This window comes from Amycolatopsis ultiminotia (assembly GCF_039536925.1).
Lineage (GTDB): Bacteria > Actinomycetota > Actinomycetes > Mycobacteriales > Pseudonocardiaceae > Amycolatopsis > Amycolatopsis ultiminotia.
This window is the reverse complement of record NZ_BAAAZN010000001.1, coordinates 978436-1000227: the sequence shown is the minus strand read 5'-3', so window position 1 is coordinate 1000227 and position 21792 is coordinate 978436. Positions and strand designations below refer to the sequence as shown.

Sequence of the window (21792 nt, the reverse complement as noted above, 5' to 3'; positions counted from 1 at the left end):
GACGGGTGGGGGTGGCGTTCGCGTGCTCTGCAAGAGTGTGCTGATGATGGCTGCAGACGATGTGATCGAGATCTTGGTGCTCCGTGACTCGGCCGGCGTGCGTTCCTGGGTCGACGGAGGTTGGGGGGTGGATGCCCTGATCGGCGGGGTCGGCCGCGAGCACTCGGATCTCGATCTGGTGGTCTCTGCCGACGACCTGGAGCTGGTGCGGACGGTGCTCGCGGACGCCGGTTTCTCCCGTGTGCTGCGGAATTGGCTTCCCACGGCTCTGGCTCTGGCCGACCCGAGCGGCCGGGAGATCGACTTGCATCCCGTCACGTCGACACTTGATGGCGGAGGGGATCAGCAACAACCCGAGGGGGACGCATTCCATTACCCGCCTCCCGTGGCGGGAACCATCATGGGACGGAAAGTGCGGTGCGTGGACGTTGAGACCCAGGTGCTTTGTCACCTGGGCTATGAGGCCAGGTGACAAAGACCACGACGACATGCGCCGACTGCGCGGACGCTTCAAGATCGAATTGCCCGCGCCCTACCGTCTGGCATGAACCATGACACCATCCAATTGGTTCGCCGCGCCCGCATTGGATTCCTCCTCGTGAGGAAGCCGAGGTCGACCGTCGGACGCTGAGCCCGTCGGTAGGTGTCGTCGCGTTTGCCCCGAGAAAGGCCGGGGTCACCTCCGACGTCTTCGACCTCGCCGACCCAGTTCGCTGTCTGCGCCCGGGTGCGACAGTTCGAGCAGTTCGTCGGTGCCGTCGATCATCGCTCCTGGCGCGGCGTGTGGCCTGCCAGCAGCCCGGCGGCGATCGTCGGCACGGCATACCAGCATGGGCAGGACAAGCAACCGCTCACGGGTGTGCTCGTCCATGGCGTCGAGATGAGGGGTCGACTCGCTCGCCGGCGGCGCTGGTCGTGCTGCGACGCCGGCCATGACGTCACGGAATCGTTGCCACGAAACGAAGTCTGCACGGGAGGGCGCTTCACCTGCCGCACGCGACTGCTCCAGCTACCTCGAGTCGTCGGGTCGATTCGCGGACGAGCGCGGTCCGTTGGGAGGGGCCGGAACCCCTACCACGCCGAGCACGAGGGCGGTCGCATCGTCTTGAAGGGTCGGTTGCGTGGAAATTTCGGGGTCGCGGAACAGATCTGCGACGATGATAAGGCCGATCTGAATCCGAGCACGCGCCTCCAAGGGGCTCAACTCGGGCCTCGCTTCCACGAGGAGAGCCACGAGCTCCGCTACGAACTCGCGTTGAGCCGCGATCGATGTCCCCAATGACCCCAAGGTCTCACCTGTCGGATCTTCCAGAGTGGCCGCCCCGGGCTGGATCACTCGTACCCAAGACACGAGCGCCATCGCCAAGGCTTTCGCTGCATCTGAGACGGTGGCAAGCACGGCGTCGAGCTCTATCCATAAGGCGTGCGCCTCTCGTTCGTGCACGGCGCGCAAGACGTCTGCCTTGTTCTTGAAATGTAGATACAAGCTTGGTCCAGTTACCCCGGCCGTCATCCCGATGCTCGACATGGCTGTTCCGTGGTACCCGTCGCCTCGCCCGAAGTGCTCCGACGCAGCGAGCAAGATCCGCTCCCGCAGCGACACCGGCATGCGTCGTCGAGCCTCGTCGTTCGGTCTTGCACGCGGTGCGGCGAGTTCTGTTGTGACGATGCCTTTGATTGCGGCGCGCACCGCCGATACCTGCTCCGCAGGGGGAACGCGAATCGCGCGACGGCCCAGATAGAACAATGCCGACTGAGTGGCGGCCAAGAGCAAGTCGATCTGTCCGAGAGTCAGATCTGGGTGCATCGACTGCAATGCCGACCGCAAGGATCCGCGCCATCGGTCCATACGGCGTGCCAGCGCAGTGTTCGAGTCCACCGGCAGATACCGGCGCTCGTGGATCCATAGACGAGCGACGAAAGTCTGGTCGACCAGCACGCCAATCGCCTCGTCGACCACCTCGAAGAATTCACCCGGACCCAGTGGATTGTCGAGCCACGCGAAGCTCTCCTCGAAAACGCGCTCGAGCACCGTCGACTTGTTCTCGAAGTGCCGGTACAAGGCCCCTGCCGTGATCCCGACCTCCTCCGCGATTCTCGCCATCGATACGTCCGGATAGCCGACCCTGGCGAAAAGACGTCGTGCGGCGAGGAGTATCTGCTGCTTGCGGTCGGGCGGCCTACGTCGCTGCCTCGGCGCACCTGGCGGTGTGGACACGACGCGATCCTAGCAGCCGTAATGTGGCCCTCCCCGAATCCTGAAGGACTTCCCTGTGCGGCTTCCCGCGCGCGGTCGCCACGTACAGCTTCGGGCCCCAGTGGTCGGGCACCAGTGGTTATTTCGCCCTCCCATCCAGCGTTCGGCCGGGGTCGAGGCCCGGCACAGGTTCCGAATGATGTGTGTGGTGGCTCCTGACCGTCAACAGGACCGCCAGCCCGAGCACAGCGGCAGCGACCACGAGCAGCGCTGCCGCCGCAGGACTTCCGGTCGCACGGCTGAGCAAGGTAGCCAGCGGCGGCGTCGCACCTGCAACCAGTACTGCGGCGAAATTCCAGCCGAGAGAAGTTCCCGAATACCTTACCGCAGTGGGGAACAGATTGACCAGGACAGGCTGGATCGTGGCAGTCACGACGTTGCTCAGGGCCGCTATGACGAGATACATCAGTGCCATGACGGCGATATTGCCCCCAACGCCCATCAGAAGCATCGCCGGATAAACGATCAACCCACACGCCAGGAGCGCGCCGGCAACGCTGCGTGCGACACCGAAGCGGTCCGCGGCCCAGCCGCCGAGGGTGTAACCCGGTAACGCAAACAGCAGGACGAAAGCTGACAACCAGTAAACTGCCTGACGCTCAACGCCAAGGGACTCAGAGAGATATATGTTCATGTAAACGATGACGAAGTACGGTGGTATACCCGCTGCGGTCGCCAACACGAACGACTGCAGCAGCGGCCGCCTGAACTCGGTGAAGATTCGCCACACAAGTGTCTTTTGTCTTCGATCACTGTTAACGAGCACGGTGAACTCAGCCGAGTCCTCGAGGCGCATTCGCAGCACAAGGGAGCACATGAACAGCGGGATCGCTGCCAAGAACGGCATTCGCCATCCCCAGGCCGACATTGCGTCCGCGCCGACCAGTAACGTGACAACTCCGACGACCAACGGAGCGAGCGCCGCTCCGATCCCGATACCCAGGGAACCCCGGGAGATCATACGTCCGCGCCGGTTGTCTTCTGCCATTTCCCCGAGGTAGGTGGCGGCACCCATGACCTCGCCGCCGGCCGCAAAGCCCTGCGCGAGACGGACGATGACGAGCAATGCCGGGGAGAGCAATCCGGCTGTCTCGTAAACAGGCAAGAGACCCATCAGCGCCGTTGCGACACCCATCATCAGGACCGTGAGCAGCATGGCGTCCTTACGGCCACGCCGGTCGCCCAAGCGGCCGAAGAACGCGCCGCCGAGTGGCTTGGCGAGGTAGCCGGCACCGAACACCGCAAGCGTCGCCAGAAGAGAGGCCGTGGAATTATCTGCCGGAAAGAACTGCGGCGCAATCACGACCGCCAAAAAGGCGTATGCATTGAAGTCGTAGTACTCGATCACGCCGCCGACCAGACCTGCCACGCTCGCGCGGCGGCGCATTGCCTGGCTTACACCTGGGCCATCCGGTTCGTTGCTCTCCATTGTCCACCTAGCACCTTCGCCGTCCAACTCCGCCGCCTGGGCAAGACACCGCTACTATGCTGGTACCAGTCCGGATTCCACTGCCGCCTTTTCGGCTCACCGCGACCGCCCCGGACGAGCGGGAGCCCCAAGAATCGTGACCGCGGAGACGGCGTTGTCCTGACCTACGATCCCGCCTCCGTTCTCCGCGAGCCCGACCCGCGCGCGGGGCAGTTGCAGTGCCTCGGCTTCGCCACGCAGCTGCAAGGCCACCTCGTTGAGCATCATGATTCCCGTCGCACCGATCGGATGACCGCGGGACACGAGGCCGCCCGACGTATTCACCGGGATCTCCCCGTCGTGTGCCGTTGCGCCCGATGCGGTGAATGATCCGCCCTGCCCTCGGGCGCAGAGGCCCAGATCCTCGACCAGAAGAATCTCCGCTATCGAGGTGGCGTCGTGCAGCTCTACCAGGTCCAGATCCGGCGGCCCGATCCCCGCCCTCTGGTAGGCGCGTCCGGCTGCCCGAGCGGCCGCACGGTCATCCTCGAACAACGACCATCGCCGACCGCCACAGGCGGAATGCCCGAGAATCGGCAACGCACGCTCACGCACGGCGCGGGACTGTTTTTCCAGGTACGTGCGTGAGCACACCAGGACCGCCGCGGCTGCGTCACCCGTCGGGGCACACATGGCGCGTGTGAGCGGCTGGGTGACCATTCTGTCGGCGAGTACCTCCTCGATGGTCATCGGGAATCGGTATTGGGCCCGGGGGTTGTCCACGGCATTGGTGTGATTCTTCGCGGCCGCGGCGGCGATCTGCTGGTCCGTGGTCCCGAAGGCCTGTTTGTGAGCCTGGGCCCACAGGGCGTAGACATCCATGGCGATCGACCGGCCCTCTTCGCCGGGACTGAAGCTGACGTCGAGTTCGGCGGCGAGCTTGCGATGTGGGGCGTAGAAGTACTCTGCGTCAAGCTGGCCCGCGGTGCCTTCGATCCATGCGAGGATGTCTCCCCGTGGCCGTGTCGGATGGTTCATTTTCTCGACCCCCACGGCGAGCGCGACCTCTGCCTCGCCGGACAGGACGTCGCTCAGGGCCCCGAAGAACGCCGTCGTCCCGCTGGCGCATCCGGCCTCCACGTTCTGGATGCACAGACCGTGCGGCAGCAAGCCTTCATCGCACAGCGGAGTGAGGACTTCCTGGCCGCGGCACGCACGCTGGCCCCAGAAGTCCATCAACACGCTCGAGAACCACGCGCGCTCGACCGGCAGATCGGCGAAGCCGGCGTCTTCGCCAACCCCGATGACCACGTTGCGACACAGGTCGAGGAACGATCGGTCGGGAAAGCGACCAGCGGGTGTGCTTGCGATGCCCAGGATGAAGACGTCCCCAGTTGCAGTCATCAGTTGCCTTTCGTAGCCGCGCGGCTTACCGGATTCCGGTCGCCAGATCCGGATCGAAGAATTGCGTCTTCGGATTCGAGCGTGGGAGGACGTCGTGCGCCAGGTGTCGATCACCGGTCAACACCTGGGCGTCTCGAGCGTCAATGAGCCCTATCGGAGTCGGGCCAGTACGGCGCGCTCAGCTTGCGCTTGTCGATCTTGCCCGTCCCGGAGACCGGAAGAGCGTCGACGAACTCCACACTGCGTGGCGACTTGTATCCCGCTATCAGTCCCTTGCTGTGCTCGCGGATTTCCTCGTCGGTCGGCGTCTGCGCCCCGGGTTTGAGCACCACGACCGCGTGCACTCGCTCACCCCAGCGGTCATCCGGGACCCCGATCACCGCGCAGGCCGCGACGGCTGGGTGCTTGGTGACGGCGTTCTCGACCTCGGCCGCGTAGACATTCTCGCCGCCCGAAATGATCATGTCCTTGATCCGGTCGGCGATGAAGAGGTAGCCCTCGTCGTCCATGTAGCCGCCGTCGCCGGTGTGCATCCATCCGTCGCGCAACGCCTTGGCCGTCGCTTCGGGCTTTTTCCAGTAACCGAGCATTACGTGGCCACCGCGCACGACGACCTCGCCGACCGTGCCCCGTGGCACCTCGTTGTCTTCCTTGTCGACCACCCGCACCTCGGCGTGCGCCACCGCGCGGCCGGCCGAACGCAATCGTGATCCCTCGCGGTGTTCCTTCCCTGACAGCATCGTGGCCACGGGAGCGAGCTCGGTCATTCCGTAGCACTGCACGAAGTCTGCCTGGGGGAAGGCGTGCATCGCCCGCTTGAGCAGAACCTCGGTGATCGGCTCGGCACCGTAGACGATGGCACGCACGCTCGACAGGTCGTATTGCGCCAGCTGCGGGTGGTCCACCAGCATCTGGATCATGCTGGGCACCAGCACGACATTGGTGACACTGTGCTCGTCGATGGCAGCCATGACCGTTGGCGGGTCGAAGGCGGGAAGTACCACGTGCGCGCCCCCGACCATCGAGTGCGCCACCCAGATCGCGAGGTCGGCGAGGTGGAACATCGGCGCGACGTGCAACGCACGCCCGTGCGGAACGACGAAGGGGCAGGTGGCCTGGCTGCCGAGCGCGGAGATCAGGATGTTCGCGTGGCTGAGCATGACCCCTTTCGGGAATCCGGTCGTGCCACCGGTGTAGAACAGGCCGGCGAGCGCCGCGCCGCCACGCACCGAGTCGGTGAGCGGCGCAGTCGCGGCGATCAGATCTTCGAATCCGAGGGCGCCTTCGAGCGGCGGCGGCCCGTCGCCCATGTGGACCACGGCACGCAGGCCCTCATATTCCTGGCGCAATGCGGCAACCATCGGGGCGAAGGTGTCATCGACCAGGAGGATCCCGGTTTCGGACTCCGTCAGGGAGTAGCCGATCTCGGCTGCGCTCCAGCGGAAGTTGACCGGGTTGAGCACCCCGTTGGCCCACGGCACGGCAAGGAGCGCTTCAAGATATCTGTCGGAGTTGTGCGACAGGATGCCCACCCGCTCGCCGTCGACCACTCCGAGCTCCCGCAGCGCCCCGGCCAACCGGGCGACCCGGTCGGCTTGCTCGGCGAAGGTGCGCACCCGCTTGCCGAAAATCGTGGCGGGCGCGTTCGGGCTCTGTCGGAGCGATCGGTGCAGACCTTGGGTCAGGTACACGATTCCCTCTCTCTGTTCTTTTGGAAGGAAACCTCGACGGACTGGGATTGCGTCAGTGTTCGTGCCGGGCTTCTGATTCGTTTGCCAGCGCAGCGATACGCTTCCGCACGTCGTCCATCGTTCCGGACGGTTCTTCGCCCTGGCGGCGCGGCGCATGAAATTCCGTGACGACTACGGTGCACGACTCCTCGGAGATCACTTGCCACCTGTGGTTCGAACCACAAAAGAAGACGACGTCGCCCTGCTTCAGGATTTCGCGGGTTCCATCGGACGCCTCGACCGCGATCGTTCCGCTGACAACCGTATCGATGGCAATACTGTCGTGGGAATGAAAGCACCCAAAGCCGACGCCGTCATACCAATGGATCCCGCTGGGCTGCGCGTCAAGGAGCTTCTTCTGCTCCGGGGCGGCCGGCGACCACTTCATCTCCGCCAATCGCGACAGCGGGGGGAAGTGTGCGCCGAACACTCGCAGACCGCCAGGATTGGCCAACACGCTGCGAACCTTGTACGGCTCGTCCGGATAATAGGGCAAGGTCGGGGTTTCGTCGTAGCCCCAAATGTGCGCCGCGCCGAAACCATCCGGGTCCGTGGACTCGACCTCCGCAATTTCAAACTTCGATATTCCGGTCTCGATCTCCCCGAGCAGAACCCTTCTCCACGGAACAATTCCCATGTCTTTCATCTCTCCTTTCGCTCAACCGGGACGACCAGAATCCTCGCGTGCGGGCCGGTGTCGTTCCACATCCGACGAAGCGGTGCGACCCGCGCTCGACCGCGTGTCTCCTCGCCCCACAGTCCAGGGAAAGCCCGGGCGACGTGGCTGATCATCACTTATTTAGCGTTTACTTAACACGGGGTGACACGGTGCCGTCAAGCCTCGGCCCGAGAGGAAGATGCACTGCCCGGCCCCGGTCGGGCACCCATCTTGCCTCGGGGCCTCTTCTTCTCTCCAGGGGTGCTCGGGGCGGCCGACGTGCGTCTTTATCCAGGTCAGGAGCTCGAACAAGCGGGTCAGTTCCCGGGGTTGAGTCTTGCTGAGCGGGCCTTTGGCGCCCTACTTGGGGGGCGATCATCGGAGGCTGCAAGCGCCGGCCAAGCCAGGGAGCTTCGCGGTGACGGTCTACTAAATATTCGTTGACAGCGGCGAGCGAAGACCGCTACGGTCGGCTCGATGGCGTGGTGGATGCAACGCACCGCGCCACGCCGTGGGTGGACTTTCGCGACGTGCTCAGCCCTCGGGCAGGACGCGCGTGCACCTCTTATGTCCGGAATTCGGGAAGGACGTTTGGTTTATGCCAACCGTGCAGCTTCGGCGTTATCAGGTCAAGTCGGATGAGCTGGAAGGCTTTGTCAATCGTTGGCATCTGGTGTTGCCCGTGCGGCGACAGTATGGGTTCGAGGTGCTCTTCGCCTTCGTGGACAGGTCTACGAACCAGTTCGTGTGGGCAGTCAGCCACGAAGGAGAGAGCGACGAATTTGATGCTGCCGAGAAATTATTGATGGAGTCCCCCGAAGGGGCCGCCATAAGGGCGGATTATCAAGCCGCTGATCACTCCGGTCGGCTTCCTGTGGAACTCCTGGATGAAATGTTCATCGCCAAGGTCGACGTCCTCCATCAAATCTGGGGCGACTAATTGAACGGGCGCTTCAGCTCGACCTGTGGTCGTGATTGAGCAATATTTGAAGCGACCTGCACCTGCCGGCGGAGCCTCTCAATCCGGCTTTTGACGTCCAGCACTGGCGCACGTTGCAACGACATCCGCACGATCGGGACGAGTTGTGGGTGCTGATGGAGCCGTCGATCCCTGCGGCCGCAGGGTGGTGGTCGTTCCCGGACTGATCCGCGGGCGGTGTTCACGGCGATCGTGTTCGCGCTGAGCATTGACTGCGCGTGGCGGCATCTCGCACCCTCGTTCGGCGTGACCGTGCCGACTGCACACCCGACCTTCACCGCATGGACCGAGGCCAGCTTGTGGCAGCAGCTGCACCACGCAGTCCTGGACGAACTCGGCAGTCACGGGACGATCGACTGCTCCCTGGTGGTCCTCGACGCAGCGTCGGTCAGGGCGAAAAAGGGCTCTGTTGATCTACGTGTGGTTCGGTTGGGTGGTTCGGGGCAGTAGCCGTCGAAGACAGGGGAGATCGGGCCGTGAGGGTTTTCCGGGGCTGACCGGACCGCACTCCGTCGACCGCGTTACATCGGGCTTGAAACACTCATGACAGGGTCGCACGACGGTCACTGGTCAACGTGAGCCCCGTCATCCGCTCACGACGAGGCCCGTGAACCTGCACAACTCCACGCCGACAGGGCCAACAACATCCCCGCGCTGCGCGACTTGCTACGCCGGCGCGGCATCATCCCGCGTATCGCCCGCAAAGGCATCTAATCCGGCGAGAAACTCTGACGACACCGCTGGGGCATCGAACGCACCATTGCCTGACTCTCCGGACCTTCGCCGAGCGGGACAACTCGCACGTCGTGCGCTGGTCGGAGTTTCCCGAGGGCGGGCGCTTCGCGGCGAGGGAGCGCCCGGAGGTTCTCGCCGGTTACTGCGGTGGTTCTGGCAGGCCTGATCTTCATGTTGTTGGCACGGTCAACCTGCGCTGTAGGCGCGTACGTCGAGGGCCGCTGCGGTTCGGGCGGCGATGGAACACGCCGGGAAGGTGGTCCAGGACGGCGCGGAACAACAGCACCGCCAAGGGAACGGCCGCCAGCGCAACCTTGAACGACGACGTCACCACCCAGGGTCGCGCGGCCGGGTTACCGGCCGCGCGAGTTCCGGTGCAGCACAGTAGCGCGAGCTCGTTGGGAAAGACGACGTAGTGAGGTAACCCGAATAGGGTTCCGCGATCGGACGGCACCAGTAGCCTTCCGGCCGGGCCGGGTTGGAATGGTCTTCCACCGGAACCGTGCCTCGCGTCTACCACCGGGCCGGGTCCCTCGGTAGGCGGTGGGGATAGGCGCGGTCGAATTTTCCGCGGAGAGGGTTTCGGTCCTTCCGTGTCAAATGCTGTAGGGCCAGACGCCGAGCGAATGGGCGCCGAACCACAGTCCGGCCAGCACCACGCCGCTCACGGCGAACACAGTCGTGCGCCCGCGCCAGCGGGAGAACCGGATCGCGGCGACAATGAGCAGCGGGAATGCGGACAGCAGCAGCCGCACCCGGTCCTGGATGAGCCCGGAGTGCGCGACAACCAGTGCGACGGTGCCGGCGGTGTAAAGCCAGACCGGCCACGGCATCCGGGTCCGCACGGTGGCGACGACGGCGGCGATGATCACGGCCGCGGTCAGCACCGGGAACGCATCCCGCGAGGTGGTCACCGTGTCGAGTACCCAACGGGCGGTGGTTGCGCCGAAGTCGACGTGGTTACCCCACGCGCGCTCGGTGATCCCGAAATACCCGCCGGGCACGCCGGAGACCAGACTCACCCACAGCAGGTAGCCGAGCATTCCGAGCGGGGCGACCGCAACCGCGACCACGGCCGCGATCCGGTGCGTGCGGACGCGGAACAGGTGGATCAACCCGGCCACCATCACCACCGGGATCAGCGGGCCTGCCATGGGTGAGGTGAGCCCGGCCGCCGCGGCGCCGAGCCCGGCCAGGACCCAGCGGTGTTCAAGGATGGCAACGAGCGTCCAGGCAGCGAGCGCAACGAGCAGCGCCTCGGGGTAGGGCATGGCGTACACCACGGACATCGGCGCCCCGGCGGTGAGTGCGACCGCGACCAGCTGGCCGCGCCGCCCGGCCCCGAGGTGCCGGGCGAGACGCGCCACCCCGTACCCGGCGGCGATCGACGTCGCGAGCGACAGGGTGAGCGCGGCAGCCAGGAGGTGCCCGCCGAAGTACAGACCCGACAGGCGCACGGCCAGGGGGTAGCCCGGGAAGAACGCCATCGGCGCGGAGGGGAAGTATTCGCCCTGCGAGTCGTAGGTGACGGAGGGGTCGAATCCGCTGTAGCCGTAGTCGGCTATGCCGAGGTAGAAGTGGCCGTCCCAGGCTTCGATGTCGAAAGCGCGGTGGTTGGCGGCACACATCACCCAGGTGACAAGCAGGCCAAGGGCCCGGACGGTCAACACGATCACGGCCGGCTGGGCGAGTATGCGGAAGCGGGCCAGTCGCGATGGCCACAGCTGGTTCCCGTTCTGCCCCTGTTCCGGATCAGGGCCGGTCGGTGCCACCCCGTCCTGTTGGCCCACCGGACGGGGCACATGAAGCGGCTGGCCTGGAGCGTCTTCCCGGATGGCACCGGTACGCCCCGGTATGAAGGAGATCATCTCGCGAACCGCGTCGTATATCAGCTTCGGAAGGGGCCTTCGATCACCTGGCCGTCTTTGAGAGTGGCCCGGACATAGTTGGTGGTCGGCTCGTCGACCGATTCCGGAAACGCGCTCTTCGCGGCGAAGGTGCCGTCACGCACGACTGCGGGGGTCACCGAGTTGTCCGGCCCCACGAGCGACACCGCGGTCACCTCGCTGCTCGCGATTCCGAAGTGGACGGACCCGGTGGCCGGAAAGCCTTCGTTCCACGAGCTGAGGTAGTCGAACGGACGCGCCGCGGTGAGATCGCCGTACACGTGGCGGCGCGTGTCGACGCCACCCGCGATGCCTGTGCCCTTGCCGTTCTTGACGAGACAGACCGCCGCGTACTCGTCATTGCGGATCACCAGGAAACCATTCTCCGCATCGAGGTCAAACCGCACGCCCGGCCGCCAGCTTGCCGGATCCGGCACATCCTGACCTGCCTGAACACACTCCCTGGTGATCTCGTCATCGGAGGTCTCAACCGCGGACCGGACCGCACTGCCCGCGGCGGCGTTGACGGTCGGGCCCGCGTCGGGAATCGACGCGTTCGCCACCGCGCCACCGGCGATGAGCGTGGCGATCGCGGCTGCTACCGCCAACGGGAGAGCCCACTTGTTCGTTGTCATGCCCGGTGTGTTCCCGACCGGCCCGCTAGTGTTGCGTTAGTGACCCACGTCACGACATCGAAGATCGACAGGTGATCGACGGCCGTTTCCGCGGCTAGTATCCGACGGGAGCATGCTGCGTTCCTCGCGGCACGGCTGAGGTCCCGTCTCGAGAGCACTGTCGAGTCGAGTGGGACAACAACCCGGAGACGACGGCTGGAGAGTGGGTGCGGCGACCAGAAACGCGTGCTGGACAAGGCAGTGACGCGGCCCGCCAAGCTCGTCCGCCGAGTGACGACCAGACGCTGTGGGAGCAGGCAGCGCGCGGGAATGGTGCCGCGTTCGGCGAGCTGTACAGGCGGCATGCCGAGGCCGTGTGGAACTACGCCTACCGGCTGACCGGCTCCTGGGCATCGGCCGAGGACCTCACCTCCGCGACGTTCCTCACCGCGTGGCAGAAGCTGTCCGACTTGATACTGGTCAACTCCAGCGCGCGACCGTGGCTGTTCACCGTGACCAGCAACTTGGCCCGCCACGAATACCGCCGGCAGGGCCGGTTTTCCCGGATGCTGACGCGGCTCCCGCTCAACGACACCGCGCGCGACCATGCCGACGACGTCGCCGACGCGGCCGACGCGGACAGCCGGCTGCGCCGGGTGCTTGACGCCGTGAGCAAGCTGCCCAAGGGGGAACGGCGGGCCGTCGAACTGTGCCTGCTCGGTGAGCTGTCTACCGCCGAGGCCGCCCAGGTGCTGAGGATCGCCGAGGTCAGCGTGCGGGCGCGGATCTCCCGCGCCCGCACTAAGCTGCGAAGTTCGCTGCGCGACATTGGCACGGGCACCGAACCGGCAGGCAGTGAGGAGGGGCGATGAACGATCCCGATGACCTGCCGGAGCCACGACCTATGCCCGAGAGCCTGCGGAACCGGTTGTGGGCCGAGATCGAGCCGCAGTTGGAGACGCGGGCTTCCGGCAGCCGATCCAGGATGTTGCGCGCACCGTCGGCCGTGGCCGCGTCGGTGGTTGCGCTCGCCGTCGGGCTCGCGATCGTACTCCCGCAGTTCCGTGACCGGGGCCAGGACAACGTGACCGGCGCCGGCTCCCCCGGAGCCGGGCAACCGGTCAACCCCGGGGACCTGCACCTGGTCAGGGAGTGTGTTCAGGCCGGCCAGGATGTGCCGGATCCGGCAAGCTGGCGGCCGGGCGTGCGATTTGACCTCGATGCGGAGAATGGTTTCCTGGTCATCCGCAGCGACGAGTACGCGGCGGTCTGTGTACTCAAGAACGGCAAGGCCACCAGAATCGAGGGTGGCGTCGACACGCGCCGCCACGTGTACGGCGATCTCACCGCGGCGCGTCCGTTCGACTACCTCAGCTCGTGGAATTGGGGCTCTCCGGTCGCCGGGTCCGTCCACTTCGGAATCGTGACCAGCGAGGTGACCGCGGTGTCGCTCGTGGGGCCGGACAACTCGGTGACCCCCGCAGTCGTGCGCGACGGCACCTTCGCCGCGAAGACCAAGTTCGCAGAGAGCAGCGGCCAGCCGACCACCAACCACATCCGGGCCACCCTCAAAGACGGCCAGGTGATCGAAGGCCCCTTCCGCTGACCACCTTTGCGATGAGCCGGGCTGGTACTTCTGCGATTGGGCGAATCCGCCGTTCTGGCCGTCGCCCGAAGGGCGGAATCGATCAGCTCCCCCGCGGAGCTCTGCGCGTCCGCATCCACGCCCAGCTCAGCCGCTGCCGCGACCACTGCACTCACCCGTTCACCCAGCACCGAACCCGCGGGCGGCACACCGAGGTGCCCTTCTCGGCGCGGAAGCTCACGAGGTCTCCCCCGTGCACCTCCGCCCCCGAGCCGGCCAGACCGACCTGACCGACCTGACCGCGGGTCCTCGCCTTTGGCCGACGAGCCTCGCCCGGGACGACCGATGTATCAGCGAGCTCCCCGAATCTTCGACATCCGTCTGTTCTGTGCCCCGGCGAGTGCCGATAGCTTGACTCAGTCGGCTGCCGAGGCAGCCGGTACCTCTGATCGATGTGCTCCTGCGCTCAAATTGTGAGGTGGGCATGGTCTCCCACCCGCCGCTCGATTGCGCGAGAGCCACCACGACGGGAGCGGAATGCACCGGAACAACAGGCTACGTCCGGTGCGGGATGCAGGAGGAATTCGATGACCAGCTCGCTGTCCGATCTCCCGGTCACGGCAGGAGCCGCGCGGGCCGAAGGCGACGGCCCGTTCCGGCGGCTGATCCTCAAGGGTGTCACGGTGATCGACGGAACCGGTGGCCCGGCTTACGGCCCGGCCGACGTGGTCATCGAGGGAAACCGGATTGCCCAGGTGATCACCGTCGGCAACGCGACGTCGCCGACCCAACCGACGGAGTGGCCGGGATACGGATCGGAGGACCACGTTCTCGATCTCACCGGTCAGTACCTGCTGCCCGGACTGGTCGACGTCCACGCGCACATCGGCAGCGCCCAGCAGGTGCCGAACGCGGACTACGTCTACAAACTCTGGCTGGGGCACGGGATCACCAGCATCCGCGAGCCTGGGTCGTTCTTCAACGGCCTGGACTTCACCCGGGCCGAGGCGGCGCGAAGCCGGGCAAACGAGATCACCGCGCCGCGGATCACTCCGTACGTCTTCTTCGGCGAAGGGCGCAGCACTCCGATCGGCAGCCCGAAAGAGGCAGCCGAGTGGATCGCCGGTGCCGCGGAACGCGACGCCGGCGGCGTGAAGTTCTTCGGGGCGCCGCCGGAGGTCTTCCGGGCCGCGTTGCACGAGGCTCGGCAGGTCGGGCTGTCCACCGCCTGCCACCACGCACAGCAGGAGGTGGCCCGGACGAACGCGCTGACGACCGCCCGCTGGGGGCTGACCAGCATCGAGCACTTCTACGGTCTGCCGGAGGCGATGTACGGGGATCGCACCGTGCAGCGGTATCCGGGCAGCTACAACTACCTCGACGAGCCTGCCCGGTTCGCCGCGGCCGGCGAGGTGTGGACGCAGGGCCCGGAACCGGGCAGTCCACGCTGGACCGACCTGCTCGACGAGCTGGTATCCCTTGGCACCACGATCGACCCGACCTTCACCGTCTACGTCGGGACCCGCGATGCAGCCCGGGTGCGCACGTCGGAGTGGCATTCCGCCTACACCGCCCCTCAGCTCCGGTCGTTCTACGAACCGAGCCCGCAGCGCCACGGTTCGTTCCTGTCCGACTGGGGCACCGAGCAGGAAGTTGCCTGGCGCAGGAACTACCTGCGCTGGATGGCGTTCGTCGAGGACTACAAGAACCGAGGTGGCCGGGTCACGGTCGGATCGGACGCCGGTTTCGTCTACAACCTCTACGGCTTCGGCACGATCAGCGAGCTGGAGTTGTTGCGTGAGGCCGGCTTCCACCCGCTGGAGGTGATCAGGGCGGCGACACTGCACGGTGCCGAGCTGCTCGGCGTGGGCGACGAGCGCGGCAGCATCGAACCCGGAAAGCTCGCCGACCTGCTGGTGGTCGGCGAGAACCCACTGGAGAACTTGAAGGTCCTCTATGGACACGGCCACTTCCGCGTGTCCCCGCGACACGACGGCCTCCGGACCGGCGGAGTCCGCATGACCATCAAGGACGGCATCGTCTACGACGCGGGTCAGTTGCGCGCCGCCGTACGCGAGATCGTCGCCGACCACACCGACCGGGAGAGCGGATCAGCATGACCAGTGCGACAGAGGGAACCGGAACCGCGGGGCGGGCGCCCGCATCGGGCCTGACGCAAGCAGATCTGGCCGGCGTCGTCGACGACGTCATGGCGGAGCACGGCACGGCGGCCTTCACCGCGGCCGTTCTCACCGGCGACCGGATCATCCAGGCCGCACGAGGGCTCGCCAACCCCGAACTGGGCATCCCGATGACCGAGGAGTCCCTCGTCCAGATCGGGTCGACCACCAAGCTGTTCAACGCCACCCTGGTGCTCCGCCTGGTCGAGGAAGGGAAACTCGACCTCGACCAGCCGATCCGCGAGATCGTCGACGGGTTCCGGCTGGCGGACCCGGCGGCGACCGGCCAGGTCACTGTCCGGCACTGCCTGAGCATGACCTCCGGCATCGACGGCGGTCCGTTCACCGACCTCGGCTACGGCACGGACGTGCTGGCCCGCTACGTCGCCGGTCTCGCCGGCCTGCCACACCTGTTCCCGCCCGGCGGGGGCTTCAGCTACAGCAATGCCGGATGTGTCGCCGCCGGCCGGGCGGCCGAGGTCGTCACCGGCCGGTGCTGGGACGACCTGGTTCGCGACTACGTCTTCGACCCGGCCGGGATGACCGACACCGAGACGACTGTCGAGCGGCTGCTGTTCAAGCGGTACGCGGTCGGGATTTCCCCGGACGGGACGGTCATTCGCCCGTGGACTCCCTCGCGTGCGCTCGGGCCGGCCGGCTCCACCTGCGCGGCGACGGCTGCTGACCTGGTCCGCTTCGCGCGGAACTTCCTGCCCGGCGCACAGAACGACGGCGGCGGGATCCTGTCGGCCGAGTCCGTTGCCCGGATGACCGAGCCCGTGGTGGACGTCGCCACCGGTTTCCCGGCCGATCAATGGGGTCTCGGGGTAGGCATCAGCCGCACGCCGACGTACTCGATCTTCGGTCACCCGGGGTTCAACCTCTCCGGGTGCTCGATCCTGTGGTGGGTCCCGGAGCTCGACGTCGCGCTCGCGTGTGCGACGAACAAACCCTCGGCCTACGGGGACCTGGTCGACTGCGCCGGCCGGATCCTCGAGCGGCTCGGCGGTTCCCGGCCCGCCCTTCCGCAGCCGGCTCCGCGGCAGGAAGAGGTACCGGCCGGGGTGGACGGCGCGTACGAGTGCGGCGCGGCGCGGTTCGAGGTGCAGACCGACGGGGATGGGGAACTGGTCCTCAACCTGGGCGGGCAGGGGGTGTTGGCGGGGCACCGGCTCACCACGAAGCTGGTGCCCGCCGGCCGCCACGGCTACCTGCCCGATCAGCCGCTGCAGCCCGGCCTGAGCTATCCCACGGCGGTGGCGTTCGCCGAGTACGCCGGGGTTCCGGTGCTCGTCATCGGCAATGCCGCCCGCAAGGTGGAGGAGCAAGCGTGACAGTCCGGCAGATCGCCGATTCATACTGGGCGCAGCTCAAGCGCAGCGAGCCCTACTACGCGGCGCGGGCCGGTGAGGCACCCGAGGCCATCGAACCGGTCGACGAACCGGCCGAGCAAGCCCGTGCCGAGGCGGCACGCAACCTGCTCGCACAGCTGGATGCGGTGCCCTCCGAGGACGCCTCGGCCGACGCCGACCTGGCCGCTGTGCTGCGTCACCTGCTGATCGCCGACGCACAACGCGCCGACCAGATGTGGCACGTCCACCTGATCGCTCCTTACCAGACGCACTGGGCATTCCGGCTCATCGCGGAAAACGTGGTCGCGCCACAGCCCGCCCGGGAACGCGCACGCCTGACCGACGGATTCACCGAGCGGATCCGGTCCCTCGCCGGGGTACTCCGGGGACAGCGCGCCCGCGGCATCATCCTTCCGCGGCCCGCGTACGCCGGTGCCCGAGCCACCTGGCAAGGACTGCATACCGAACTGCCGGCACTGCTGGCGAGCCCTGCAGTCGAAGCCGCAACGGCCGACGTGCTCGCCGAACTCGACGAAGCGGAAGCAGCCGCAGGCCACCAGGTCGGAGTGGCCGCGCAGCCCGGCGGCGAAGAGGTCTACCGCGCGTGGGTGCGGCGGGAAACCACCCTGCCGGTCGAGCCGGAGCAGCTGCACCGGAGCGGTCTTGAACAGTGTGCCGAGCTCACCGAGCGGATGGCGGAAATCCGGGCCCGTCTCGGTGGCCCCCGGGACGAATCCGGCGTCCGCGCGTGGCTGCGGTCCCAGTCGCACCTCTACGCGAAACGGCCAGAGGACGTGGCCGCCACCTACCGAAAGCACCTGGCTCACATCGAGCCGTCGCTGCAGTCGCTGTTCCGCACCCTGCCGCGTGCGCATTACGACGTGCGCCGGCTCGACCCGGTGGCCGAAGGCTCGATGACCTTTGGCTACTACCAGCCACCGGCCCCGGAGGAACCGCAGGGGCTCTACCGGTTCAACGGCTCGAGCCTGGCCGAACGATCGCTGCTGACAGCGGCCGCGCTGATCCTGCACGAACTCGTGCCCGGTCACCACCTGCACCTGGCCGGCCAAGCCGAGAACCCGGGGCTGCACCCGGTGCAGCGGCATGTGAGTGCCAGTCCGATGGCGTTCGCCGCGTTCAGCGAAGGGTGGGCCGAGTACGCGTCCGATCTGGGCTGGGCCGCGGGCGTCTACGACGACGACTGGGATGCCTACGGCCGGCTGGCCCACGAACGGTTCGTGACCCAACGGCTGGTCGTGGACACCGCGTTGAACCTCGGCTGGTGGGACCTGCCACAGGCACGGACATTCATGCAGGAAAACACCCTCGACAGCGACGTCCAGATCGCCAGCGAGACCGTGCGTTACGCCACCGACCTGCCGGCGCAGGCGCTCGCCTACCGCGCCGGCTACCTCGGCTTCCGGCAGGCCGCACGGAGTGCCGCCGGGGCAGACCTCCGCGACATCCACGAGGCGATGCTCGGAGCGGGTGCCGTCCCGCTGCCGCACATGCAGCAGCGAGTCGGGCGTCTCACCGCCCCCGGGCCGGCGGGTACCCCGGGAGAGGACAGGACATGATTCGCAGCGCATCGATCAGCCGGTTCGCCGCACAGCACCGGATCGAGCCGGCCGCCGCGCTCGGCCGGTTGCGTGCCGAACTCGAGACCGCGCGGGGTCCGCTCGTCGAACCGATCGACGGAAGCGACCGCGTCCTGGTCACCTTCGTCTACCTCGAGCCTGCGACAGCAGTGCGGATTTCGTGCGAGCTCTGGCCGTACGAGCTGGACACACCCGGCCTCGGGCCGGTGATGAGCCGGATCGAGGGCACCGATGTCCGGTACGCCTCGGTGGAGGCGGATCCACGAGTCCGCGTGCCCTATCAGTTCCAGATCGACCCGCCGTCGTTCGGCGCCAGCCTGGAGGATGCGCACGCGCTCATCTCCGACCGGGAGCGGCTCGAATCGTTCATGGGTGCGTTGTTCGAATCCGGGCGAGCGGATCCGTTCAACCCGGTCCGGCACTATCCCTATACCGCTCTGCTGGGCGGCGACCCGGACGGCACCGCGGGCGAGGACAGGTGGGAGTCGATCCTGACGTTGCCGGACGCCGAACCACCCAGCAGCCTCGACGGCGAACCGGTCCAGGGCAGGCTGGAGCGGCACGTCCTGGCGGGTGGCGCCTTCCCCGGTGACCGGGAGGTCGTGGTGTACCTGCCACCCGGCTACGACTCCGGCACCGAGTACCCGCTCGCGGTCCTGCTCGACGGCGAGCTCTGGCGCAAGAGCGGACGGGTGGACGAGGTGATCGACGCGGCGATCGTGGACGGCACGCTGCCGCCCTTGATCGTGGCTTTCTGGTCCAATCTCACGAGTGCGTCCCGGATGAGCGAGATGAACGTCAACCCGGCCCTGCCGGTCGCACTGGCCGACGAACTGCTTCCGTGGCTGCGCAGCCGCTACCGCGTGCAGTCAGATCCCGCGCAGATCGTCGTCGGCGGGCAGAGTTACGGAGGTCTCGCCAGTGCTTTCACCGCGCTGCAGCGACCCGAGGTCTTCGGCGCGGCGCTGCTGATCTCGCCGTCGTTGTGGTTCACCCCGCCGGGCGAGGACGAGCACCCGGCGGTATCCCCGGGTGGCTGGATGGCCCGGCAGTACGCGGAGCGTGGACCCGCGCCGATCCGCCTCTACGTGTCCGTCGGGACGCTGGAGTGTGCACCGATCCCGAAACCGGGCATGAACGGGCAGTCCATGCTCGACCTGGCCCGCAACTTCCGGGACGCGGTCGCTGCCGCCGGATACTCGGTCGCCGGGTATCGAGAGGAACCCGGCGGGCACAACCACATCACCGTGCGGCGCGTCGTCGTGCCCGGACTGGCCGCATTGCTCCGGGCACCCGCAGCGCTCACCGCACAGGAGACCGTATGACCTCCCGCCAGCTCGGTACCGGCGAGCTCGCCGGATTCACCCGGTTCCTGCGCTGGCGGGAGCTGAGCTCCGGCGGACTGGTGTCCCGCGTCGAGGACCTCAGTGCCGGCAGCGTCACCTGGACCGACCCGGCCGGTGCGAGGTACCGCACGGATCTGGCGTCGGGACGGATCGAGTCGCTCGAACCGCCGGTACCGGCGGTGGCGCCGCAGCCCGTCCGGCCACCGGACGCCGAGGGCCTGCCCGCAGTTTTCGAGGTACCCGGCCCGGACGGTCACCGCCTGACCGAGGCCGGGCACAACCTGGCACTGCGTCTCGACGACACCACGGTGCACCCGTTGACCACCTCCGGAACCGCGGAACGACCGTGGCGGATCAACGCGCAGGTGAGCACGCTGCTACCCGCCCCACCGGTGTGGTCCCCGGACGGACGCCGGGTCTTCAGCATCCGCGCCGACCTGACCGGGATCCCGGAGTACCCGCTGGTGGATTGGCGCACCTTCCCGGTCACGACCGATCACGTACGCATATCCAGCGAACGATCGGGCGTTCCGAGGTTCACCGCCGCGTTCGTCGACACCACGACGGGCACGCTGACCGGGACCGACCTCGTCGACGACGACCGCACCCTGCTCCCCCTGCGCTGGACGGCCGACGGTGCGGCGTTCCTGGCCGTCCTGGCGACCGGAACCGGGGTGATCGAGCTGGTCCGCATCGACGCCGAAACCGGCACGGTGCGCGCACTCACCAGCGACAAGGTCCCGCTGCTCATGCCCTACCTCGGGCCGCTGCTGGGCGCAATCCTCACCCCGCTGCCGGTCCCGGGACAGCTCGGGTGGCTCTCCGACGCCGACGGAGATCTGCGGCTCTATCAGGTCGACCTCGGGTCAGGACAGCGAGTGGCGCTCACTCCGCCGGGAATCCAGGTCGTCCGGGTAGTGGGCGTCGATGCCGAACAGCACCTGCTGCTGCTCGTACGCAGCGACCCCGAGCGCCCCTACGACGTTCACGTGGCCCGAACCGCGCCGGACGGATCCTTCTCCGTACTCACCGCGGAGGCCGGCGCGCACAACGCCATCCTCGCGCCCGACGGCCGGGCATTCGTCGACGTCCACTCCGCGCTCACGCGCCCACCGCGCAGCGAGGTCCGCGAACTGAACGGCAATTTCCTCGGCACGATCACGGCCGCGGACACCCGGGCCGCCGACGAACTCGGCCGAGCCGAGCCTCGAGAATTCCGGGTCAAGGCCGCGGACGGCCACACCGATTTGCACGGCGTCCTCTACTTGCCACCGGATTTCGACCCCGGACGCCGGTATCCCGTGATCGACTCCGTCTACGGCGGACCGCAGGCAATCACCTACCCGCAGTCGTGGGCCGATCCGCCGGCGCCGAGCGGCACCTTATGGACCGGGTTCTCGGGCATCGCGCAAGCGTTCGCCCAGCTCGGTTTCATCGGAGTCGTCCTCGACGCCCGGGGCACACCCGGGCGCGGCCGGGACTTCCAGGCCGCCGCGACGCAGGGCTTCGGCACGCTCGGGGTCCAGGATCGAGTCGCCGCCCTGCGCGCTCTCGCGAACCAGCACCCCTGGATCGACATCAGCCGTACCGGAGCGATCGGCATTTCTTTCGGCGGGTACTTCGCCGCGCGCTGCGGCATCGTAGCGCCGGACATCTATCGCGCGGTGGTGGCTGCTGCCGGTCCCTACGATCCCGAGCTGACCCCGCCGTACTGGTTCCAAGCGCTACTGGGTGCGCCCCTCTCCGGGGACCCCGCCGCCTTTGCCGAGGCAGGCGTCGTCGCCCACGCCGGCACGTTCGAACCCGAACTCCTCCTGATCCACGGCACCCACGACGTGAACGTCCCGCTTGCCACGACCATGCGTTTCTCGAATGCGCTCGTACAAGCCGGAAAACATCACGAGCTGCTTCTCCTGCAAGGCCAGAGCCACCAGCTCGCAGGCGGCCCCGGCGAATTCGCCCTACGTGAAGCAGCTCAATTCTTCCACACACATCTCATCGACAAACCTCACCAACGCCAAGGGACAGCGACTCCGGCCATGGAGCCGTAGTACCGGGCC

At 67.1% G+C, this 21792-nt stretch carries 17 protein-coding genes and 1 pseudogene; 11 read left to right on the top strand and 7 right to left on the bottom strand.

From position 1 onward, the window contains the following. Positions 1–22: 22 nt before the first annotated feature. Positions 23–472, top strand: coding sequence for a nucleotidyltransferase domain-containing protein (locus tag ABD793_RS04600; protein ID WP_344855610.1), 450 nt, complete (start codon positions 23–25; stop codon positions 470–472). A gap of 537 nt (positions 473–1009) precedes the next feature. Here the strand turns inward: ABD793_RS04600 and ABD793_RS04595 are convergent. From ABD793_RS04595 to ABD793_RS04575, 5 genes are all read right to left on the bottom strand, one after another. Beyond that, positions 1010–2218 (bottom strand): TetR/AcrR family transcriptional regulator, encoded by a 1209-nt coding sequence (locus tag ABD793_RS04595; protein ID WP_344855609.1) that lies wholly within the window; start codon positions 2216–2218, stop codon positions 1010–1012. 118 nt (positions 2219–2336) lie between these two features. Then, the gene (locus ABD793_RS04590; RefSeq protein WP_344855607.1) at positions 2337–3686 is read right to left on the bottom strand and encodes an MFS transporter; all 1350 of its coding nucleotides are present in this window, start codon (positions 3684–3686) and stop codon (positions 2337–2339) included. A gap of 96 nt (positions 3687–3782) precedes the next feature. Next, positions 3783–5183 (bottom strand): thiolase family protein, encoded by a 1401-nt coding sequence (locus ABD793_RS04585; RefSeq protein WP_344855605.1) that lies wholly within the window; start codon positions 5181–5183, stop codon positions 3783–3785. Positions 5184–5209: 26 nt separating this feature from the next. After that, on the bottom strand, positions 5210–6916 hold the full coding sequence (locus ABD793_RS04580) for an acyl-CoA synthetase (protein ID WP_344855603.1): 1707 nt from the start codon (positions 6914–6916) through the stop codon (positions 5210–5212). After that, a complete protein-coding gene (locus ABD793_RS04575) occupies positions 6813–7445 on the bottom strand; it encodes a cupin domain-containing protein (RefSeq protein WP_344855601.1) in 633 nt (210 codons plus the stop codon). Before ABD793_RS04575 ends, ABD793_RS04580 begins: the two co-directional genes overlap by 104 nt. Before the next feature lie 610 nt (positions 7446–8055). On the opposite strand from ABD793_RS04575, the gene ABD793_RS04570 reads away from it, so the two are divergent. From ABD793_RS04570 to ABD793_RS42600, 3 genes and pseudogenes are all read left to right on the top strand, one after another. After that, positions 8056–8397 carry a hypothetical protein gene (locus ABD793_RS04570; protein ID WP_344855599.1) on the top strand — a complete coding sequence of 114 codons (342 nt, stop codon included), beginning with the start codon at positions 8056–8058 and terminating at the stop codon, positions 8395–8397. A 171-nt stretch (positions 8398–8568) separates the two neighbouring features. Next, positions 8569–8886, top strand: coding sequence for a transposase (locus tag ABD793_RS04565; RefSeq protein WP_344855788.1), 318 nt, complete (start codon positions 8569–8571; stop codon positions 8884–8886). A gap of 156 nt (positions 8887–9042) precedes the next feature. Then, positions 9043–9147 (top strand): annotated as a pseudogene (locus tag ABD793_RS42600) (IS5/IS1182 family transposase); the annotation flags it as partial. 620 nt (positions 9148–9767) lie between these two features. Here the strand turns inward: ABD793_RS42600 and ABD793_RS04560 are convergent. Next, a complete protein-coding gene (locus ABD793_RS04560) occupies positions 9768–10847 on the bottom strand; it encodes a hypothetical protein (RefSeq protein ID WP_344855597.1) in 1080 nt (359 codons plus the stop codon). Positions 10848–11059: 212 nt separating this feature from the next. Then, positions 11060–11620: a hypothetical protein gene (locus ABD793_RS04555; protein WP_344855595.1), complete on the bottom strand. Its 561-nt coding sequence runs from the start codon at positions 11618–11620 to the stop codon at positions 11060–11062. Positions 11621–11898: 278 nt separating this feature from the next. Here ABD793_RS04555 and ABD793_RS04550 point away from each other — a divergent pair, with 278 nt between their 5' ends. The 7 genes from ABD793_RS04550 (at position 11899) to ABD793_RS04520 (ending at position 21783) form a co-directional block, all read left to right on the top strand. Continuing rightward, the gene (locus ABD793_RS04550) at positions 11899–12543 is read left to right on the top strand and encodes an RNA polymerase sigma factor (protein WP_425548645.1); all 645 of its coding nucleotides are present in this window, start codon (positions 11899–11901) and stop codon (positions 12541–12543) included. Beyond that, entirely contained in the window at positions 12540–13277 is a 738-nt protein-coding gene (locus tag ABD793_RS04545; RefSeq protein WP_344855593.1) for a hypothetical protein, read from the top strand. The genes ABD793_RS04550 and ABD793_RS04545 overlap by 4 nt, the downstream gene beginning before the upstream one ends. Positions 13278–13843: 566 nt before the next feature. Then, positions 13844–15376 (top strand): amidohydrolase family protein, encoded by a 1533-nt coding sequence (locus ABD793_RS04540; protein WP_344855591.1) that lies wholly within the window; start codon positions 13844–13846, stop codon positions 15374–15376. Next, complete coding sequence (locus ABD793_RS04535; protein ID WP_344855589.1) at positions 15373–16770, top strand: serine hydrolase domain-containing protein; 1398 nt, start codon at positions 15373–15375, stop codon at positions 16768–16770. The genes ABD793_RS04540 and ABD793_RS04535 overlap by 4 nt, the downstream gene beginning before the upstream one ends. After that, the gene (locus ABD793_RS04530; protein ID WP_344855586.1) at positions 16767–18365 is read left to right on the top strand and encodes a DUF885 domain-containing protein; all 1599 of its coding nucleotides are present in this window, start codon (positions 16767–16769) and stop codon (positions 18363–18365) included. The genes ABD793_RS04535 and ABD793_RS04530 overlap by 4 nt, the downstream gene beginning before the upstream one ends. Next, on the top strand, positions 18362–19711 hold the full coding sequence (locus ABD793_RS04525; RefSeq protein ID WP_344855584.1) for an alpha/beta hydrolase-fold protein: 1350 nt from the start codon (positions 18362–18364) through the stop codon (positions 19709–19711). Before ABD793_RS04530 ends, ABD793_RS04525 begins: the two co-directional genes overlap by 4 nt. Continuing rightward, on the top strand, positions 19708–21783 hold the full coding sequence (locus tag ABD793_RS04520) for a S9 family peptidase (RefSeq protein ID WP_344855581.1): 2076 nt from the start codon (positions 19708–19710) through the stop codon (positions 21781–21783). Before ABD793_RS04525 ends, ABD793_RS04520 begins: the two co-directional genes overlap by 4 nt. Positions 21784–21792: the final 9 nt, after the last annotated feature.

Bases quoted from the DNA above. Each gene is read 5' to 3' on its own strand.
- ABD793_RS04575 (WP_344855601.1), bottom strand. From the start codon at position 7,445: ATGAAAGACATGGGAATTGTTCCGTGGAGAAGGGTTCTGCTCGGGGAG.
- ABD793_RS04520 (WP_344855581.1), top strand. From the start codon at position 19,708: ATGACCTCCCGCCAGCTCGGTACCGGCGAGCTCGCCGGATTCACCCGG.
- ABD793_RS04570 (WP_344855599.1), top strand. From the start codon at position 8,056: ATGCCAACCGTGCAGCTTCGGCGTTATCAGGTCAAGTCGGATGAGCTG.
- ABD793_RS04580 (WP_344855603.1), bottom strand. From the start codon at position 6,916: ATGCGCCGCGCCGCCAGGGCGAAGAACCGTCCGGAACGATGGACGACG.
- ABD793_RS04590 (WP_344855607.1), bottom strand. From the start codon at position 3,686: ATGGAGAGCAACGAACCGGATGGCCCAGGTGTAAGCCAGGCAATGCGC.
- ABD793_RS04540 (WP_344855591.1), top strand. From the start codon at position 13,844: ATGACCAGCTCGCTGTCCGATCTCCCGGTCACGGCAGGAGCCGCGCGG.
- ABD793_RS04535 (WP_344855589.1), top strand. From the start codon at position 15,373: ATGACCAGTGCGACAGAGGGAACCGGAACCGCGGGGCGGGCGCCCGCA.
- ABD793_RS04525 (WP_344855584.1), top strand. From the start codon at position 18,362: ATGATTCGCAGCGCATCGATCAGCCGGTTCGCCGCACAGCACCGGATC.
- ABD793_RS04545 (WP_344855593.1), top strand. From the start codon at position 12,540: ATGAACGATCCCGATGACCTGCCGGAGCCACGACCTATGCCCGAGAGC.